16 protein-coding genes and 2 pseudogenes are annotated in these 18,392 nt (G+C 52.8%); 7 read left to right on the top strand and 11 right to left on the bottom strand.

The window, feature by feature from the left end; genetic code table 11:
- Positions 1 to 131 precede the first annotated feature (131 nt).
- Positions 132 to 1,067, top strand: a complete 936-nt coding sequence (locus tag BLR97_RS15175; RefSeq protein ID WP_089707369.1) for a cation diffusion facilitator family transporter — start codon at positions 132 to 134, stop codon at positions 1,065 to 1,067.
- 18 nt (positions 1,068 to 1,085) lie between these two features.
- Here the strand turns inward: BLR97_RS15175 and BLR97_RS15180 are convergent, their stop codons facing one another.
- Positions 1,086 to 2,240 carry an MFS transporter gene (locus BLR97_RS15180; RefSeq protein WP_089707370.1) on the bottom strand — a complete coding sequence of 385 codons (1,155 nt, stop codon included), beginning with the start codon at positions 2,238 to 2,240 and terminating at the stop codon, positions 1,086 to 1,088.
- A 136-nt stretch (positions 2,241 to 2,376) separates the two neighbouring features.
- On the opposite strand from BLR97_RS15180, the gene BLR97_RS15185 reads away from it, so the two are divergent.
- Positions 2,377 to 3,765, top strand: coding sequence for an aminotransferase-like domain-containing protein (locus tag BLR97_RS15185; protein ID WP_089707371.1), 1,389 nt, complete (start codon positions 2,377 to 2,379; stop codon positions 3,763 to 3,765).
- A gap of 46 nt (positions 3,766 to 3,811) precedes the next feature.
- On the opposite strand, the gene BLR97_RS15190 is transcribed toward BLR97_RS15185, so the two are convergent.
- Positions 3,812 to 5,293 (bottom strand): alanine/glycine:cation symporter family protein, encoded by a 1,482-nt coding sequence (locus tag BLR97_RS15190; RefSeq protein ID WP_089707372.1) that lies wholly within the window; start codon positions 5,291 to 5,293, stop codon positions 3,812 to 3,814.
- 227 nt (positions 5,294 to 5,520) lie between these two features.
- Between BLR97_RS15190 and BLR97_RS15195 the strand changes: the two are divergent.
- A pseudogene (locus BLR97_RS15195) lies at positions 5,521 to 6,638 on the top strand (IS3 family transposase).
- 1 nt (position 6,639) lies between these two features.
- Here the strand turns inward: BLR97_RS15195 and BLR97_RS15200 are convergent.
- The 7 genes and pseudogenes from BLR97_RS15200 to BLR97_RS15230 form a co-directional block, all read right to left on the bottom strand.
- Positions 6,640 to 6,847: pseudogene (locus BLR97_RS15200) on the bottom strand (hypothetical protein); the annotation flags it as partial.
- A gap of 288 nt (positions 6,848 to 7,135) precedes the next feature.
- Positions 7,136 to 7,711: a gamma carbonic anhydrase family protein gene (locus BLR97_RS15205; RefSeq protein WP_479694209.1), complete on the bottom strand. Its 576-nt coding sequence runs from the start codon at positions 7,709 to 7,711 to the stop codon at positions 7,136 to 7,138.
- Positions 7,677 to 8,432 carry an SDR family NAD(P)-dependent oxidoreductase gene (locus tag BLR97_RS15210; RefSeq protein WP_089707374.1) on the bottom strand — a complete coding sequence of 252 codons (756 nt, stop codon included), beginning with the start codon at positions 8,430 to 8,432 and terminating at the stop codon, positions 7,677 to 7,679. The genes BLR97_RS15205 and BLR97_RS15210 overlap by 35 nt, the downstream gene beginning before the upstream one ends.
- A gap of 55 nt (positions 8,433 to 8,487) precedes the next feature.
- On the bottom strand, positions 8,488 to 8,922 hold the full coding sequence (locus BLR97_RS15215) for a PCC domain-containing protein (protein ID WP_211605165.1): 435 nt from the start codon (positions 8,920 to 8,922) through the stop codon (positions 8,488 to 8,490).
- A 1-nt stretch (position 8,923) separates the two neighbouring features.
- Positions 8,924 to 9,469, bottom strand: coding sequence for a PPC domain-containing DNA-binding protein (locus tag BLR97_RS15220; RefSeq protein ID WP_089707375.1), 546 nt, complete (start codon positions 9,467 to 9,469; stop codon positions 8,924 to 8,926).
- Entirely contained in the window at positions 9,469 to 11,079 is a 1,611-nt protein-coding gene (locus BLR97_RS15225; protein WP_089707376.1) for an acyl-CoA synthetase, read from the bottom strand. Before BLR97_RS15225 ends, BLR97_RS15220 begins: the two co-directional genes overlap by 1 nt.
- Positions 11,076 to 12,245, bottom strand: a complete 1,170-nt coding sequence (locus BLR97_RS15230; RefSeq protein WP_089707377.1) for an acetyl-CoA acetyltransferase — start codon at positions 12,243 to 12,245, stop codon at positions 11,076 to 11,078. The genes BLR97_RS15225 and BLR97_RS15230 overlap by 4 nt, the downstream gene beginning before the upstream one ends.
- Before the next feature lie 142 nt (positions 12,246 to 12,387).
- Between BLR97_RS15230 and BLR97_RS15235 the strand changes: the two genes are divergently transcribed.
- Entirely contained in the window at positions 12,388 to 13,170 is a 783-nt protein-coding gene (locus BLR97_RS15235) for an IclR family transcriptional regulator (RefSeq protein ID WP_089707378.1), read from the top strand.
- A gap of 15 nt (positions 13,171 to 13,185) precedes the next feature.
- On the opposite strand, the gene BLR97_RS15240 is transcribed toward BLR97_RS15235, so the two are convergent.
- Together BLR97_RS15240 and BLR97_RS15245 are read right to left on the bottom strand one after the other, a co-directional pair.
- Complete coding sequence (locus BLR97_RS15240; RefSeq protein WP_089707379.1) at positions 13,186 to 13,995, bottom strand: SDR family NAD(P)-dependent oxidoreductase; 810 nt, start codon at positions 13,993 to 13,995, stop codon at positions 13,186 to 13,188.
- Positions 13,996 to 14,067: 72 nt separating this feature from the next.
- The gene (locus BLR97_RS15245; RefSeq protein WP_089707380.1) at positions 14,068 to 15,084 is read right to left on the bottom strand and encodes a DctP family TRAP transporter solute-binding subunit; all 1,017 of its coding nucleotides are present in this window, start codon (positions 15,082 to 15,084) and stop codon (positions 14,068 to 14,070) included.
- Positions 15,085 to 15,495: 411 nt separating this feature from the next.
- Here BLR97_RS15245 and BLR97_RS15250 point away from each other — a divergent pair, with 411 nt between their 5' ends.
- The 3 genes from BLR97_RS15250 to BLR97_RS15260 are packed head-to-tail and all read left to right on the top strand — an operon-like array spanning position 15,496 to position 18,326.
- Complete coding sequence (locus tag BLR97_RS15250; protein ID WP_089707381.1) at positions 15,496 to 16,494, top strand: DctP family TRAP transporter solute-binding subunit; 999 nt, start codon at positions 15,496 to 15,498, stop codon at positions 16,492 to 16,494.
- Positions 16,495 to 16,524: 30 nt separating this feature from the next.
- Positions 16,525 to 17,001, top strand: a complete 477-nt coding sequence (locus BLR97_RS15255) for a TRAP transporter small permease (RefSeq protein ID WP_089707382.1) — start codon at positions 16,525 to 16,527, stop codon at positions 16,999 to 17,001.
- Positions 16,998 to 18,326 carry a TRAP transporter large permease gene (locus BLR97_RS15260; protein WP_211605166.1) on the top strand — a complete coding sequence of 443 codons (1,329 nt, stop codon included), beginning with the start codon at positions 16,998 to 17,000 and terminating at the stop codon, positions 18,324 to 18,326. The genes BLR97_RS15255 and BLR97_RS15260 overlap by 4 nt, the downstream gene beginning before the upstream one ends.
- Positions 18,327 to 18,392 lie beyond the last annotated feature (66 nt).

Consider the following 18,392-nt stretch of genomic DNA (forward strand, 5'->3'; position numbering starts at 1 on the left):
GCTCCTAGCCACACTTAAAGCAATGGCCGCTGAGCGGCCAGTCGTCCATATCGACAAAATAGCGATATCGCGAATAAACTTGCTATCCTAGCTGGCTATTTCACCGGTACTGGCCAGGGAGCAACACGTTCGTGAAGACAGAATCCAGAACCTTAGCGTTTTCCGCCTTCATGGCGTTGCTGATTGGCTGTGCAGGCATTGCCGCTACACTTGCCTCTAACTCGCAAGCCATCTTGCTGGACGGGCTATTCAATCTGATCTATTTCGGCGTGGCGCTGGTCACCATCAAGGTCAGCCGCCTTGCCAGCCGTCCGGATAGCGAGGCTTACCCGTTTGGCTACAGCTACTTTGAGTCGCTGGTCAACCTATGCAAAGGCCTGCTGATTTTCGGCGTGTCGATATTCGCCTTGGTCGATGCGATTGCCGCGCTGCTCACCGGCGGGCGCGACATTGCCGCCGGGGTGGCGGTCATCTATGCGCTATTTGCCACGGTCGCCTGTTCGCTCACCGCCTGGGTGATGCACCGCAGCTTGCGCTTTGTCAAAAGCCCGCTGGTAGAAGCCGACAAATCGAACTGGGTCGTCAACAGCGTGATTTCGGCGTCGGTATTGACGGCGTTCTGCCTGGTGCTGTTATTTGACACGTTTGGCTGGCACACCGTGCTGCCCTACGTCGATCCGCTGCTGGTCATCGGCGTTGTGCTCCTGTGTATGGGCGTGCCGGTGCGCATGGCCACTCAAGCGCTGCACGAACTGCTCAACAAAACCCCACCCTCTGCGCTTACCGGGCCCATTCATCACGCCATCGAACAAGCTCTGGCCGATGTCGAAACCGAAGAAGTGCGCGTACGCATGGTGCGCCCAGGCCGCATGCTGTATGTCATCGTGCACGTGGTGTTACCCAGTAACACTTCGCTTAACAGCGTAGTGGGCCTGGATGCCCTGCGCACTCAACTGGATCAACACATTCGCCAATGCTACTCGCCAGTGGTCTGCGATGTGGTCTTCACCGCTGACAAACGCTGGGCCGCACCGTCCTGTGGCGAGTTGGTGGAAAAACAGCGCTAGGCCACAGGTTAGTTATCATCAGACGTTACTTTCGCTGTATACGCTGGTTTTTAACAGCAAGCCGATGACCATGATGACACCAATCAGTAGCGCGGCCCCAAACAGCGTTAATGCCGCCGTATGCCCCACGGCATCAATCAGTAACCCCGTTGTTATCACGGGAAGGCTGAAACCTAGATAGGCCATTAAAAAATACCCAGCGCTGGCCTGTGTGGAAAGTGACTCCGAAATACCCAGCACGCCACTTAATCCACCTAAGTAAATAAACCCATAGCAGGCACTGCTAGCGGCAAACGTTCCGAGTAGTACCGCTGTTAATTGACCTTGCAGCGCACCCCATGTAATTAGCGCATACGCCAAAGGCAGAATAAGCAATCCCATTATGGTGGCGTTGCGGGGTGACAACCTTCTCGCCCAGGGCTGAAACAACACACCGCAGCTGCAAATACCAAAGGTGGCAAATCCGCTCCAAGCGGCTAGACCATGCTGATCCAACGCCGAAGGAAGAATCGCTATTACCAACCCCACCACTGCCCACGCCAGCATAATCGCTAAACCGTAATATAAGGCACCATGGGGATAGCGCGGCAAACGTAACATGGCACCTTGGGAAGTTTTAACGGTGTGATCTGGAAGCGTGGCAACCATTACAATCGCCAGCGCAGCAGCACACAGGTAAAGCCATAGGCTAGGTGGGGCCACACTGGTTGCCTGGAGCATAAACAGGCTGGTAATGGCGGCTCCTAAACCAAACCCGAGTGCCGTGCTGGCCGTGACATAGTTCGTGGCAATACGCTTATCTTCGCCGCTCAACAACATTTGCATATAAATGGGGGCGACCGCTGACATCAGCGCCGTTCCAATACCCAGTAAAAAGCGCGCAACGCCTAACGCCAACAGGCTCGGCGCGATTAGGGTAAGCGCGGTGGCTAAAAAACTAAGTAACAATGCCGTAATGATTAAGGGCTTGCGACCTACCCTTTCGGCTAATCCATTTAAGCCCAGCAACACCGGCATGATACCCGCCACATAGCAAGCGAAAGCAATAGTACTCGCCCCAACACCCAAGCCGTCGCGCGTTGCGATTACATCGTAAAGAGGCGCCTGTAAATTAACGGCGGTGGTGATCATGCATAGTGCAAACGATAAACGGACGGCGCTATATCGGTTCATGGATCTGTCCCTGGAAATGACTGATTGAACCGTTACGCTCGCATCCATATAAGTGATGGGTAAGGTACACTTGTCGATCATTATTGCGACACTGTTCCGCTTTTTTTGCGAACGGTTGAGGGCAACAGGGCCTTTTATGAAACTACACGTTGACCGGCGTGCTGCTACCTCTATAACCCAACAGCTTGAAGAGGGTATCCGCGATTGGATCCAGGACCATGGCGCAGGCGGTGGCCGACGTTTACCGTCTATACGTCGTTTGGCAGCCACAAATGGCATCAGCCGCAACGCCGTCATTGAAGCCTACGAACGACTGGTCGCAGCGGGATTAGTACGCTCAAAACCCGGCTCAGGTTTCTATGTGGCTGATCATGCAGCATCCCTGGCATCACAACCTTCAGCGACCCAAGCCCTGGAGGACGTCACCAGCGGGATGTGGGGACTGTTCAGCGCTGAGGAACACACCCTCAAGCTGGGCTGCGGTTGGCTACCCAGCCATTGGCGTGAAGGCGATGACCTTACTCACGCCATCCGCCAAGTCGCCCGCAAAAGCCGTTCAGGCATTTTTGAGTACAGCACTCCCCAAGGGCCGCTGGATTTGCGCGGTTTGATACAAGAACGCTTACGCCCATTAGCGATTGCCGCGGACGCTCAGCAGATAGTGATGACCGGTGGCGGCAGCCATTCGCTGGATTTACTGGTGCGGATGCTGCTTGAGCCCGGCGATGTGGTCTTTGTGGAATCGCCGGGCTATTACAACCTTTTCGGCCTGCTGCACTTGCAGCGAGTCCGCGTGATTGGCGTACCGCGATTAGCCGATGGGCCCGACATCGAGCGCCTGGAGGCGTTGTTAGCCCAGCACCGTCCTAAGCTATTTTTTATCAATAGTGTGTTTCACAACCCGACGGGAAGCACCATAACCCCTGGCATTGCACACCGTATTTTACAACTAGCCAATCAATACGATATTCAGATTGTCGAAGATGATATTTATGCTGACTTTCAGCACACACCCACCACTCGGCTGGCGGCACTAGATGGGCTCGACCGAGTTATCTACCTGGGCAGTTTTTCCAAAAGCCTCTCTTCTTCGCTACGCGTGGGATTTATCGCCGCGCCAGTAGCTTGGGTACAGCGCCTAGTGGATATCAAGATGTTGACCAGTATCTCTGCTTCGCGATTTGCAGAGCAGGTGGTCACTACCATGCTGCAAAACGGCAGTTACCGAAAGCTAACCGAGCGGTTGAGAATCAAGCTTTCCGACCAAATGGCCATAGCGCTAAGCATGCTAAAACAGGCGGGGTGGGAAATATTCAACGAACCGGTGGGCGGCATGTTCGTGTGGGCAAAGCCACCAGAGGCCATCTCGCCCGAAACACTGAGCGAGCTAGCTAACCAGTGGGAAATCACGCTATCAGCAGGGCATTTATTCTTTGCCGATCATCAACCGACGCCCTGGCTGCGCCTTAATGTTGCTTATATGCAGGATGCCAGGGCGAAGGCGTTTCTTGAGGCGGCAAGTTAAAACCAACCAGCATGCCGGAATAGTAGGTAGCTCCCCCTACTCTTCTTTATCCCTCTTTAACAGGCCATACATCGTCGTCGACCAACTCAGGGCGCTTGAGAATAGCAGGGTCAAATAACGGCTCCTTAATACCCTCACGGCGTTGGCGCTCGTAATCTTTCAGCACTGATACGGCGATCGGCCCCATGATTAGAATCGCAAACAGGTTGGTGGTGGCCATTAGCCCCATGGCCAGATCAGCAAAGTCCCATACCACGCTGAGTTCCGCCACAGAGCCAAGTAGCACCATGGCCAAAACAATCACACGAAACACACTGACCGCTTTTTTAGCATGACGACGGAATAGGTATTCGATATTAACCGACGAGAAAGAGAAGTTGGCTAAAATGGAGGTGAAGGCAAAAAACAGGATAGCCAGCGCAATAAAGATTTCACCGAAACTGCCCAGGTGATCCACCATGGCATCCTGCGTCAGCTGAATGCCTTCGATACTATCTCCCGCTGATTCGGATAGCAGGCGTTCATAAACGCCGGAAAGCAGAATCACCACGGCCGTGCAGCTACAGATCACAACGGTATCCACGAACACCCCAAATGACTGCACTAACCCCTGGGCCGCCGGGTGTTTGACTGTCGCCTGGGCGGCTGCGTTAGGCGTTGAGCCCATACCCGCCTCATTGGAAAATAGACCGCGCTTGACGCCATTTTCCATCGCCGCTTTGATAGCATAACCGGCAGCACCGCCCACCGCAGGGCCAAGGCCAAAGGCACTCATTACAATCAGCGAGAGCATGTCGGGCACGGCAGAAAGGTTATTCACCAGGATCCATAGCGCCACTAGCAGATAAGCAATTGCCATGGCTGGCACAATTTTTTCAGCGGTTCGCGCCACCGATTTGAGGCCGCCATAAATGACAAAGCCTGACAAGATGGCAATCACCACGCCGGTGAGCCAATTGGGTATGCCAAAGGCGCCATTCATACCTTGAGCAATGGTATTCGATTGCGCCGCGTTAAACGCTAAGCCGTAAGCAATAACCAGGAACACTGCAAACAGCGCGCCTAGCCAGCGCCATCCCAGGCAGCGCTCGATATAGTAAGCAGGCCCGCCGCGGAATACGCCATCTTCATTTCGATGCTTATAAACCTGGGCTAGGGTCGACTCGATAAAAGCAGTGGCAAAGCCAAGCAACGCGGTGACCCACATCCAGAAAATCGCCCCCGGGCCGCCAATCCACAGCGCCAGCGCCACCCCCGCTAGATTCCCAGTGCCGACCCTCGCCGCCATTGACGTGGCGAATGCCTGGAAGCCGCTAACACCTTCCCCGGCGCCCCGAGCAGTGAAGGTGACGTAGGCCATATGCCGAAACAACCGGAACTGCATACCTCGGGTCATGATGGTAAACAGCAAGCCAGCGCCTAGCAGCAAATAAACAAGAATGTAGCTCCAGATAAAGTTACTGACGGGCATCATGATGGCGTAAAGACCATCGCGCAGCGGGGCTATGAGTAATTCGAGGGTCTCCATGGGAATGCTCTCCAGTTTGCTCTTTGTTCACACTCGGGTTCCTAAAAAAGCCAGAACAGTGCCCTATTCCGGTGTGCTGAGTCAGCCCGCCTAAACAGCGATGCCAATCCAACGATTTTAGACAGTTTTTCAACTAGGCCCAAATAAAGCGCATTAAAACCGACGTCACCCCCAGATTGAGTGGCGCTACACTTTAGAGTCCGATCCTATGCGTAAGGAGATTGGACATGAAGAAGCGTTTCAGCGAAGAACAGATCATTGGTTTCCTGGGCGAAGCAGAAGCGGGACTGCCCATCAAGGAGCTATGCCGTCGGCACGGCTTCTCAGAAGCAGTTACTATCTATGGCGGAGCAAGTTTGGGGGCATGAGCGTACCCGATGCCAAGCGAATCAAAGAACTCGAGGCTGAAAATGTGCGTTTGAAAAAGCTGCTCGCTGAGTCGCTACTGGAAATGGAGGTCACTCGCGAGGCGCTGAGAAAAAAGTGGTGAGCGCCCCTGCACGTCGAGACGTGGTGCGCTTTATGGTGTCACGTGGCCTGAGTGAGCGCTGAGCAATGCGTGTCATCCGTATGAGTGCCAGCACGTTACGCTATCAGCGAATGCCGGACCGCAACCAGGGCTTACGCGAACGCATCCTGGCGCTCGCGTATCGGCACCGTCGCTATGGGGCGGGCATGATCTATCTGAAGCTTCGTCAGCCCGGAGAGCCGGTCAATCACAAGCGTGTTCGTCTATATCCGAAGCTCGCTTGCAGGTGAAGCGTCGCAAGCGCAAGAAGGTTCCCATGTCTGAGCGAAAGCCACTTGGTCGCCCTGGTGCCGCCAATCAGGTCTGGTCAATGGATTTTGTGTTTGACCGTACAGCAGACGGGCGAGTGATAAAGAGCTTCACTGTTGTCGATGACGCTCCCCATGAAGCCGTGGCTATCGTGCCTGAACGTGCCATGGGCGGACTGTTTTTAACACGTACTCTTCTGGATCACCTGGCTTTACACCGTGGCCTACCTAGCGCCATTCGTACGGATAATGGAAATGAATTCTGAGGGCGCGCCATGCTGTCATGGGCTCATCTACGTGGCGTTGCACTATTTTTAATTGAACCTGGAACCCCCACCAGAACGCCTACATCGAACCGTTCAATGGGCGCTTTCGAGATGAATACCTAAATGAGCATTGGTTCACCAGCCTTCAGCACACCCAGGTTGTCATCGAGGCATGGCGACGGGAGTACAACGAAGAAAGACCGAAGAGGAGTCTTGGAGGGCTGACACCTTCAGACTATGCTGATCAACTGGTGGTAAAACACGATAGAGTTATTTCTGACTCTAAACCCGGATGTTACTGAAGATGGGGTGACGTCGAACCTGCAGTATCTCACTGATTTGGTTAATAAGTGTGGCCTTGGTCACTCAGTAGAATGGCATGCGCCCGACGACGGAGAGCACGCTTCTCGCCAAGGTGATAGGCGGAGGCCAGCGTCTGTTGTTCAGATTCAGTGAGAGGGGCAGCCAAAGCGTTTTTCCATAGTTCCGTCAGTGTCAGAAGTCCTGGCATGGATATTGCCCGAAAACTTTAGGCTAGGCACTTATGAGGGCAAAGCGTTGAGTCAAACACCTCCTGCACATATTGCTATTACAAAAACTGAAGCACATAACAGCGCCGGTCAGGTGCTTTGCGCCATGCTTGGCACACCACTCAAACAAAAACCCTCCATAAAATGAACTGACCCCAATAGTTGGGCAGTTCATTGGCATGCGGCTTTTTTTGCTACCCATGTTAAACATCAACAGACCCTAATCACGATTCAAAGCTATCTCTTCCAACACCAACACACTGAGACCATCAAAACTCACTCAGTTTAATGTGGTAGTGGGCTGCCTTTTCAACATATTCTGCGGCATTAGCTTCGAGCATCTCACACTTTTCCGTCTCACTTACTTGTCGAACAACCCGCGCTGGAGAGCCAACCACTAGCGAGCCATCTGGTATCTCCTGCCCCTCAGTGACGAGGGCATTGGCACCAACGATACAATAGCTTCCTATACGAGCACCATTAAGCACCACTGCTTGAATGCCAATCAGACTATAATCCCCCACCTCGCAGCCGTGCAGCATCGCCTGATGGCCGACTGTTACTCCTTTGCCCAGGATCAGCGGATGCCCCGGATCAGTATGTAACACAGCGCTATCCTGAACATTACTATGTGGACCAACCGTGATCCACTCATTATCGCCTCGCAATACCGCCTGAAACCAGATACTCGCCCGGGCATTGATGCGAACACTACCGATTACACTAGCGGTCGGCGCGACCCAACTATTAATATCAATATTGGGGACTCGCTCACCTAATGTATAAATCATAGGATTTTTTGCACCTATATCAGCTAAACAGTCCAGAATTGATAAAACCGCCATCAACAGCCAGCACTTGACCGTTGATGTACCCCGACTCCTCGGAAAGTAGAAAAGTTACTGCCGAGGCAACTTCTTCGGACGTACCGTAGCGCTTCATCGGTACTCGGGCGTGCCATTGCTCGCGTACTTCTGGAGTGTGCATTTCCTGCGCTAACGGCGTGTCAATAGGCCCCGGTGCAACCGCATTAACGCGGATGTCGGCGGCACCCAGCTCGTTGGCCATCACCAAGGTAAGAGCATTCTGCCCAGCCTTGGAGGCACCGTAGGCACTGCGCCCCTTGTTGCCGCATAGTCCCGATACTGAGGAGATGTTGACAATACATCCCGGTTGGCCTTCAAGTAGCCAGTGGCGCGCTAAGGTACGAGATACGATGAAGGTTCCAATCACATTAACTTCAAGGATCTTCCGGAAGGCTGCTACCTCAGTTTCAACTGTCAAACAGTCCATACCAATGCCGGCGCAATTGACCACACCGCCGATCTTATAGCGAGCGGCAGCTGCTCGTATCGCGGCCTCCACCGAATCCTCATTGGTCACATCGCACACTTGGCCGTCCTCAGCATCGAGATCCAGTTTTCGACACGCCTCGGCAAGTTTTTCGGCAGATAAATCAAGTAAACATACAGGAATACCACGTGCCGTCTGGGCACGCGCTATGGCAAAACCAATACCAGAGGCGCCACCGGTGATAACCACTGCGGGTCGGGAAACTGTATTCATAGCTAGAGCTCTTATTGGGATTGGAGCCCACCGCCCCATGACGGCAGGGGTGACCTCAGGCTGTATCGGGATTATCTGGCAGCCATTCTTCTAGGGTTACCTCGAAGGTCATGCAAACCGGATTCCAGCCAGCCAAAAAAGGGCCGCCGTAAACGTTGCCGTCAGTGTCAGCAACGATCCCGGCTAGTGAAGCAACCGGCGTGCCACTCTCAGTAGAACGCACCTCGCCGGCCATACTCACTACCTCAACGGCAGGACCAGTAACTTGCTGATAGCCACCATCAAGAGTACCCAAGCACGCGTCGACCAGACTGCCCAGCCCACCGCGTACAAAGGCATTCTCAAAACCCTCGGCAAGACACATTTTCTCTATGCCCTGAACTAGATCCTCATTTGGTGCGATGCGTGCATAAGCTACGCGGCCCATACGTCCAGTTTCTGTGGTTACCACTTGACTGGGGGCCTGTCGTGTCGGATTATCAGCTGTCATATCATGACTCCCTATGGGGCTTCAGTAGCGGGATGTTGGTTTCCTCATCAAATGCCTGACGTAGTTCGAAGCCCTCAATGGCCGTCACTAGCACCGACAGTGGCGTAGGGCCGATCACAGACGCCTGGGGTACGATGTGGCCCCCCTTGACCTGCCCAGTTTCGGTGCGCAACGTGGCATGGCAGTGAACCAGAGGACGACCCTCCATATCCTTACCAAAAGTGGCATTGCCAAACACCATAAAAGCTTCGCCAGCGTCGATTGGGCTGGAGTAAGCAATCACCGCTTTTCCAGAGGAGTCAGGGGGCGCCACACAGTACTCCAAGTGATCGAAGTAACCACCAAGGATTGTCGTCGAGGCACTGGTTACGCCAATTTTGTAAAGCGGCTCGACTAGAGCATCATATAAAGTACGGCCAGGAGTGAGTTCCAGGCGGATATGGCGCCCGCTCTGGTAGTGCATACTCTGGATGCGCACTGGGTTGAAGCTTCCTGCGTGGCGAAGCATTCGTGGATGGTGATAGCCGGTTTTAATAGTACGGGTCATTACGCCTTCTCCCGTTCCTCAATTGCCTGCTTGATGATTTTTTTAGTGATCTTGCCGTAGTTAGACTTGGGTAAAGCGTCGAAGAAATGGTATCGGCGCGGTACCTTGTAGCTCGATACCCTAGTTTTGACCCACTCCCGCAGTGTCTCAGCATCAAGTGTTTTGCCCTCACCGGGCACCACGGCAGCAACACCGATCTCGCCCCACTGATCGTCAGGCATGCCGACCACAGCCACCTCACTGATATCAGGGTGTGACAGCATTTTCTCCTCGATCTCGCGGGGGTAAATATTGGAGCCACCAGAAATGAACATATCGGAGGCACGCCCAGTAATATAAAGGCAGCCTTCATCATCAATATGGCCTAGGTCGCCAGTGAGGAACCAGCCATTGCGGAACGACTTCTCGTTGGCGTCGGGGTTAGCATAGTAGCCAGCGAACACTCCTAGCCCACAAACGCAGATCTCCCCGCTCTCAAAAGGGGTCAGCTCATTACCCGCCTCATCTTGAATTGAAACCTGCATAGCAGTGCGGTCATAGCCACAGGTACCGACCTTCATATCCTCGTCATTAGCGCTATGCAGGCCCGGCGGCAGCACGGTGATGTTGCCGGTTACCTCGCCCAACCCGTAGTATTGCACCAAGACCTTGCCAAGTTTCTCAAGGGCGACCTTCTGGTCGGCGCGGTACATCGGCGCGCCAGCGTAGATAACGTAACGCAGCGATGAATGATCGTAACGGTTAACAGCCGGATCCTCGACTAGCATCTTGACGATGGTCGGCACAGTAAACACGTTGGTAATATTGTGACGCTCTATCAATGCCCAGATCTCTTCGGCATCGAAGCCTGCCCCGCTAGGCAGCACGGTTTTGACACCACGGGCAAGTTGCGTCAGATAATGGATTCCTGATCCGTGAGAGAGCGGCGCTACTACCAGGCTGGCATCGGTCGTATGTTCAGTGCCCGGCATCAAGTCACAGAGATGGTTTGTAGTAATGAACCCCATCTGACCGTGAGTTAGCACTGCAGCCTTGGAGCGCCCGGTGGTGCCCGAGGTAAAGAAAAACCAGCAAGGATCGTCATGCTCTACATCGGTGTTACGGCATGACTGCCCGTCATACTCACGCAGAAAACTTTCATAATCGACATCACCGAACTCGCCTTCACCAATGCGCACAGTAAGTTTCAAGTCATCGCTGGCTTCACGCAGCGTCTTGTAGTGTGCTTCGAACTCACTACCGATAATCACTACCCGAGCGCTAGTCAACTCCGCCAACCATACCGCCTCATCAGGCGAAATACGAAAGTTGGCCGGCGCCCATATGGCACCCAGACGAAAGGCAGCAAGTTGAGTCTCGACCATTTCAAAGCCGTTACGGCTATGCACGAGGAGACGATCACCCTTTTCAACCCCTCGGGCGCGAAGTGCCAATGCCAATGCATTAACCCGGCGGTCGAGTTCTTCCCATGTGAGGATGTTGTCACCCATGACCAAAGCTTCACCATGCGGGAAGCGGCGCGCTGCCTGAGTCAGGAAGTAGGCAAGGTTCATAACTCGCTTGCTGGCCGGAATAACTCCTCCGGCTGGGGCTTGTACGTGCCGACTCATTGGCTACGCTCCATGATGCTGACGTAGTTGGCGACCGCAGCTCCCCCCATATTAAACACGCCTGCCAGATTAGCCCCGGGGATCTGCATGTCGCCTGCTTCGCCCATAAGTTGCAGGCAGGCCATGACATGCATGGACACTCCGGTGGCACCGACAGGATGCCCCTTAGCCTTGAGGCCGCCGGAGGGGTTGATCGGCAGACGGCCGCCCTTGTAGGACCAGCCTTCCCGAAGCACTCGATAACCCTCGCCTGGTGGCACCAACCCCATCGCCTCATACTCGATCAACTCGGCGATGGTGAAGCAGTCATGGGTTTCTACGAGATCAAGGTCATCAAGATTTACGCCAGCCGTCTCTAGTGCCATACGCCAGGCACGGCCAGCACCAGCAAAAGCGAGTGGATCGCGGCGGCTGAGCGGCAGTATGTCATTGACATGCGTGCGAGCCCGGAACGCAATAGCACGCTCCATACTGCGTGCAGTCGCCTCATCGGTAAGCACCAGCGCAGCAGCACCATCGGAGATCATTGAACAATCGGTACGCCGCAGCGGGCCAGCGACCAGAGGGTTCTTGTCACCAACAGTGTTACAAAAATCAAACCCCAGATCCTTACGCACATGGGCGTAAGGATTGGCCACACCGTTCCTATGGTTCTTGGCGGCGATCAGAGCCAGTTCTTCTCGGCGATCGCCGTAACGGACAAAGTACTCCTCGGCAATGCGTCCGAAGACGCCGGGAAAACCGGTCTCAGTCACCTCCTCTTTGCGGTAGCTAGCTCCCAGCAGTACGTCGCCTACTTCACGGGCAGGTAACCCGGTCATTTTTTCTGCTCCTACTACCAGGGCGATGCGGCCACGACCAGCTTCGATGAAGTCCATTGCTGCGTGCAGCGCCGCTGAGCCAGTGGCGCAGGCATTCTCTATACGGGTTGCCGGTGTATGGGTAAGGGCAGGATCGACCAACGCAACCAAGCCAGCCTGAAAGTCCTGTTTAGAAAAGCCGTTATTCATCACCCCTAAATAGATACCGTCCACGTCGCTAGCGGGCACCCCAGCATGATCGAGGGCATTGCTCGTAACTTGAGAAATCATCGCCTCGGTATCAGCCTCCTCACGCTTTCCAAAGGGGAGATGCGACCAACCTACTATCATGGCTTTATTTGACATACTAAACCTATGTTCCGTATTATGGAATGAACTTTAAAACCTATTAATCAATCTATCCCCGTATTACAGGCGATTCAACACGAGAAAATGAAATGTCGACTAATGTATCAGGCCACATTATGGAACAGTACGAGGCCTTTCAATGTCTTCAGTAAAAGGAGCTCAAGCCATCTCTCGCACTATGCAAGTGCTGCGCGCCATTGCTGGCAAACAGGGCTTCGGAGCAACACTCTCTTACATCACCCTGCGAACCGGACTCACCAAACCAACAGCCCACCGAATATTGCAGGCCCTAGTCGCTGAAGGGATGGTGGAGAAGTCTGATAACGAGGGCTATTTACTAGGCCCAGAGTGCTACATGCTCGGCGTAATCGCCGACCAACGGTATGGTCTGAGTCAGATCGCCTCAGGAACGGTGGCACGAATCGCCGCCAAATGCGGCGATAGCGCCTTCTTCTCGATCCGCAGTGAGTGGCACACCCTCTGCCTTATCCGCGAGGATGGTGATTACCCGATCAAGACACACGTGCTGCAGCCCGGCACGCGCCTACCATTGGGAGTAGGTGGGGGAGGCATAGCCATGCTCGCAGCACTTGATGACAATGAGATTGAAAAGAGCCTGGCAGCAAATGCCGAGGAACGTGCCAAGCATTTTCCTGGTGACGAACGCGCCGACCAACTGGCACGCGTAGCTGAGTGCCGTACACTCGGCTACGGCATCAACCGAGGATCGGTAGTCGCTGACTCATGGGGGATTGGTGCAGTTGTACGCGACGACAAGAAATGTGTGCTGGGTGCATTAACTATCGCCGCCATCGCGAGTCGCCTGCAGCCAGACCGTCAGCAAGAGCTAGGGCCGCTCCTGATGCAGGAGGCAGCAGCACTAGAAGAAAAGATTTGCGAGGCACAGCGGATGCGCCGCTGAGGCGCACCACTCAACTCACGACCAAGGATTGACGGCACCTAAAGACAGACCACCATCAACCACTAGCCGTGTCCCGGTAACGTAACGCGACATGTCGGAGGCTAGGAATAACGAGGCATTGGCTATATCCCAAGCGTCCCCCATGAACCCCATAGGACACTGGCGGCTGCGCTTCTCACGCATCTGCTCTACTTCACCGCCATAGGCGCTGGTTAGCGGCGAGTAGATCATTGGTGTATCCATCAGGCCCGGCAGGATGCAGTTAGCCCGTATACCATAAATTGCGTACTGCGCAGCCAAGTTTTCGGTAAATGCCAACATGGCAGCCTTGGATGTAGTATACGCTGAGTAGGGAAAGCCTATCCAACGCAGCGCGGCAATTGAAGAAATATTAATAATGCTGCCACTACCCTGAAGCTTCATTATTGGTAGCACTTGCTTACAGGTCAAAAACACCCCGGTCAGGTTAATGCGAATTAACCGTTCCCATTCCTCTTCACTAGTTTCTTCAGGCCCACCAGTCATAGAGATGCCGACATTATTGTGTAATACATCAATGCCACCATAATAATCCATAGCCGCCTCTACTAGACGTACTACGTCCTCTTCACGCGTAATGTCAGCGGAGACCACATCACAAGAGCCACCCTCTTCACGAATAATACGCTGCGTTTCCTCAGCAGCAATGGGATCACGATCAACGGCCAGTACTTGAGCACCCTCCCGGGCATAGAGTACGGCAGCCGCCTTCCCGTTACCCCACCCTTCGCCGCAGGAGCCAGCACCGACCACTACTACGCGCCTATCTTGCATCAAGGCTTTCATTAAAGTCTCCTTGCGATGCCGACATTCTATTTGCCGACATCGCCCAAGCTGGATGATAAGTTCAGACCGGCTTTATTGTGATTGCCTTGACTGCTCGATATTTGCCTGGAATGTTTCTACTAATGGCTCTCCGACCTTTTGAGACCAAGTATCAAAGGCACTTTGGGTCGCATTGCGAAATGCCTGAAGCTCTTCTTCACTAGGACTATAAATTTCCATTCCTTTTTCCTTGAGCAGATCGACACCCTCGGCAGTCTGCTCCCTAGTGAGTTGTTTCTGATAGGCCATTGCCTCTTCGGCCGCCTGCTTCATCGTCGCCTGGGTCTCTTCGCCCCAAGATTCCCAGCGCTTCTTACTGACTGCCAAAAATGCTGGGTCGTATGAATAGTGCCACTCAGTCAGGTAATCCTGCACTTCATAGATGCGCTGAGGAATAATAACCGCACCGATGGGATTCTCCTGGCCGTCAACAACGCCCTGCTGCAGAGCTGAAAAGGTCTCGGTCCACTGGATTTGCTGCGGATTAGCGCCGAGATCATCCAGAATATCAATAAACATGGGCCCAGCGACACGAATTTTAAGGCCACTCAGATCGGCTGGTGTCTTAACGGGATGAACGCTATTGGTCAGCTCACGAAAGCCACTCTCACCCCAGCCGAGGACGACAAGCCCCTGATCGGACATAATGGCTTCCATCTCCTTCGCCGGCTCACCATTCAGAGTTGCATCAACCTCATCGTAGTTGTTATAGAGATAAGGCAGCGAGAAAACCGACATCTCTGGAATCAGCGGTGATACAGAAATCGCCGACGAAAGAAGAAAATCAATATCCCCTCGCCCAACCATCTCTGCCTGTTTCAACTGATCACCACCGGCCAGTACCGCATTCGCAAACACCTTAACCTTCTTTTCACCATCAGTGGCCTTTTCAACCAACTCGGCAAATCGTTCGGCGCCTTTATTACGGCTTGTTGAATCACTTGTTTCGCTAGAAAGCCTAAGTGTTTCTGCCTGCGCCACCTCCGCTACCGCAATGGATACACACAAACACGCCATTATGGGAGCGGTTACTCTTTTATTAATCACCATACGTCACCTTTGTATTTTTGTGTTTTATCGAAACTACATTATGGTCAAAACCGCGAAAACGCGATGACACTAGCAATTGTGGTCCTCATCAATTAGCAGAACAATGCAACTAAAGAATAACAATCCACATTATGGAATAAATAAAAACTAATTTTTACTTTAGAAACATTTGTCTATGCCACCCAAAAGCATGCAACATAAATTACCATTCACTAAATAAAAATAACAACTTACTGTTATATATATAATTTATTAAAAAAATAATAAATTTATTTCTAGCTTCCTCCTATTTCTACAACCTTTGTCTTATGGTCAGCGCATGCCCTATGAGCCACTCTCGCCAATAAGCATTCAAAATGCTTTCCACATTGCAGAACAAAAATCAGCCCATCACTCTGTGTGAGGTACACCATGCATCCGAAGCAGTTACTCCCAATAGTTTTCTCTATCACTTCCCTGGCCTTTGCAGCCACGTCCCATGCTGAGACCTATCGGCTAACTCATAACACTTCCAATAATACGACCTGGCAGCAGGGTGCCGATAAATTCAGTGAAATCCTGAATGAAAAAACGGATGGCGAAGTTAACGTTAAAGTCTTTCCTAATGCAGTTCTGGCTGGTGGAGACCAGATGAAGCAGTCCGAGATGGTTGGACGTGGTGACATTGATTTCGTGATCACTTCTGCGATCAATGTCACCCCTTTGATTCCCGAAATGGCAGCATTTTCTCTACCTTATCTCTTCTCCAGCTATGATCAAGTTGATGCTGCCGTGCAAGGCGAGGCAGGCAACAAGATGAAGGAAATTGCTGAAAAGAAAGGCATCAAAATCCTAGCTTGGGGGGAAAATGGTTTTCGTGAACTGTCCAACAGTGTTCACCCCGTCGAGACTCCCGAGGATCTTAACGGGATGAAGGTTCGCGTCGCTGCTCCGATGTACATTGATGTGTTCAATGCCCTAGGCGCGAACCCACAGCAGATCCAATGGACCGAAACTTTCTCTGCATTGCAACAGGGTGTCGTTGACGCTCAGGAGAATCCTGTAGGATCCATCATTGTGCCCCAACGTATCTATGAGGTGCAGGATTACCTGACCGAGTGGCATTACTCATATGATCCTATCTTTGTTGGCGTAAGTGAGCAGCTCTGGGAGAGCTGGAGCGAAGATACTCGCACTACAGTTCAGGAAGCAGCTGACCAGGCTATGCAATACCAGGTCGATATCTCTCGCGAAAAGACAAAATCGGGTATTCAAACGCTTAAGGAGCACGGCATGCAAATCACTACCCTCTCCGAGGAACAGCTGCAGGCTTTCCGTGATGCTACTCAGCCAGTCTACGAAAGTTGGGCCAAGAAGGTGGGCCAAGACCTTGTGCAGACATTTGAGGATGCTGTCAAGCAAGAGCAGTAACCGCTGACAGCCCAGGAGAGGAGAATTACAATGACAAAGATACTCTGGCGCCACTTCGAGGAGGTCATCTGTGGAATCGTCTTTCTATGCATGACTCTCTTGGGCTTTGTTAATGTGGTGGTGCGCACTCTTACCAACTTTTCGCTGGCTTCGACCCAAGAGCTAGTAATCAATGGCATGGTGGTACTAACTGTTTTCGGTGCTGCGATCGCCGCCAAGCACGGCCAACACTTGGCGGTGACCGTGCTCTACGAGAATGTACCTCGCGCCTTCAAGCGAACTTTGGTGCTAATATCGACGCTACTGGTCATTGTTACCCTAGTGCTGTGCAGCTGGTTCACTTACAACCTGCTCGCTAATCAGTACGATAGCGGCGTCGTTTCCAGCGCCCTACAGATTCCTCAATGGCACTACACACTGATCGTACCCTTCGGGTTCGTGATGCTCCTTATCCGCCAGATTGAGCTGGCGGTGGTCGAGTTCCAACAACTGGGGGCAAGCCAATGATGATGGAGCTAACGTCCGGAACACAGATGATTGTGCTTTTCTTTGTGTTCGTACTGCTGCGTGTCCCTGTCGCCTTCAGTCTTGCATTGTCGGCAATGTATGCCATGTATCAGATGGACTTTGGGTTGGACATGGTAGGCGATTTAATCATCTCGGGGATCGCCAAGTACTCACTACTAGCAATTCCTTTCTTTATCCTAGCCGGCAACATCATGGGAATCACCGGAATTGCTGGCAAAATGATCAATTTTTTTCGCATCCTAGTGGGTAGTTTGCCTGGGGGCATGGGGGTGGTAGGAACAGTGGTGTGCCTATTCTGGGGGGCAGTAAGCGGTTCCGGCCCAGCCTCGGTGGCAGCTATCGGCCCGCTGATAATACGAGGCATGGTAGCCGATGGCTACTCACGGCCATTTGCTGCCGGCCTAGTCTGCACTGGAGCAGCCTTATCCCTTATCATCCCGCCGTCTATCGGCCTGGTCATCTACGGGATTCTTGCCCAAACTTCGATCTCTGACCTCTTCCTGGCTTCGATCGTTCCCGGCCTGATGCTAGGCTGTCTGATGCTATGCGCCCTGCCATTTGCCAAGTTATCACCTCTCACCGACGCAGACCCCACCAGCGAAGAAGCTTTGAACCTGTACGGGGACTCCGAGGCTGACAACACCATCTCCTACGGTAAACGCTTGGCATACGCCTTCAAGGATGCATTTTGGGGTCTGCTAACGCCAGTGGTGATCCTCGGCGGTATCTATGGTGGAGTGTTTACTCCCACTGAAGCGGCGATAGTCGCTACCGTTTACGCTATGTTCGTGGGATTTGTTGTCTATCGATCTCTAAGCTTCAGGGCGCTTTTCACCAGTGTAGTTGACTCGGCAGGTTCTTCGGCGGTAGTCATGCTGGTGGTTGCCTTCGCCAGCCTGTTCGGCTGGGTGGTAGTTGTCGATGGTTTAGTCAGCAATTACTCAGATGCACTGCTAGGCATAAGCGACAGCACTTGGATGATCGTACTGGTAATGATGCTGATCTTGCTGCTGACGGGAATGTTCATGGATGCCATCACCATCATGTTCATTACTCTGCCGATATTCCTACCTGTAATTGACAGCCTAGGTCTTGATCCGACCTGGTTCGGCGTCGCTTTGATGACGGCTTTATCAATCGGCCTGATTACTCCCCCAGTAGGTATCAACCTATTTGTCGCCGCCAATATTACCCAGTTGCCACTAGGCAAGATCGCCCTGGGCGTACTGCCCTTTCTGTTAGTTTCATTGATTGGTCTGCTACTGATCACATACATGCCGAGCCTCTCCTTGTTCTTGCTCTAAACACCTCAATGGATAACATGGCTGGCATCTCAAAAGGATGCCAGACCTTAATGAAAGTAACTCTTC

The sequence above is a fragment of the Vreelandella arcis genome (assembly GCF_900103865.1).
Taxonomy (GTDB): Bacteria; Pseudomonadota; Gammaproteobacteria; order Pseudomonadales; family Halomonadaceae; genus Vreelandella; species Vreelandella arcis.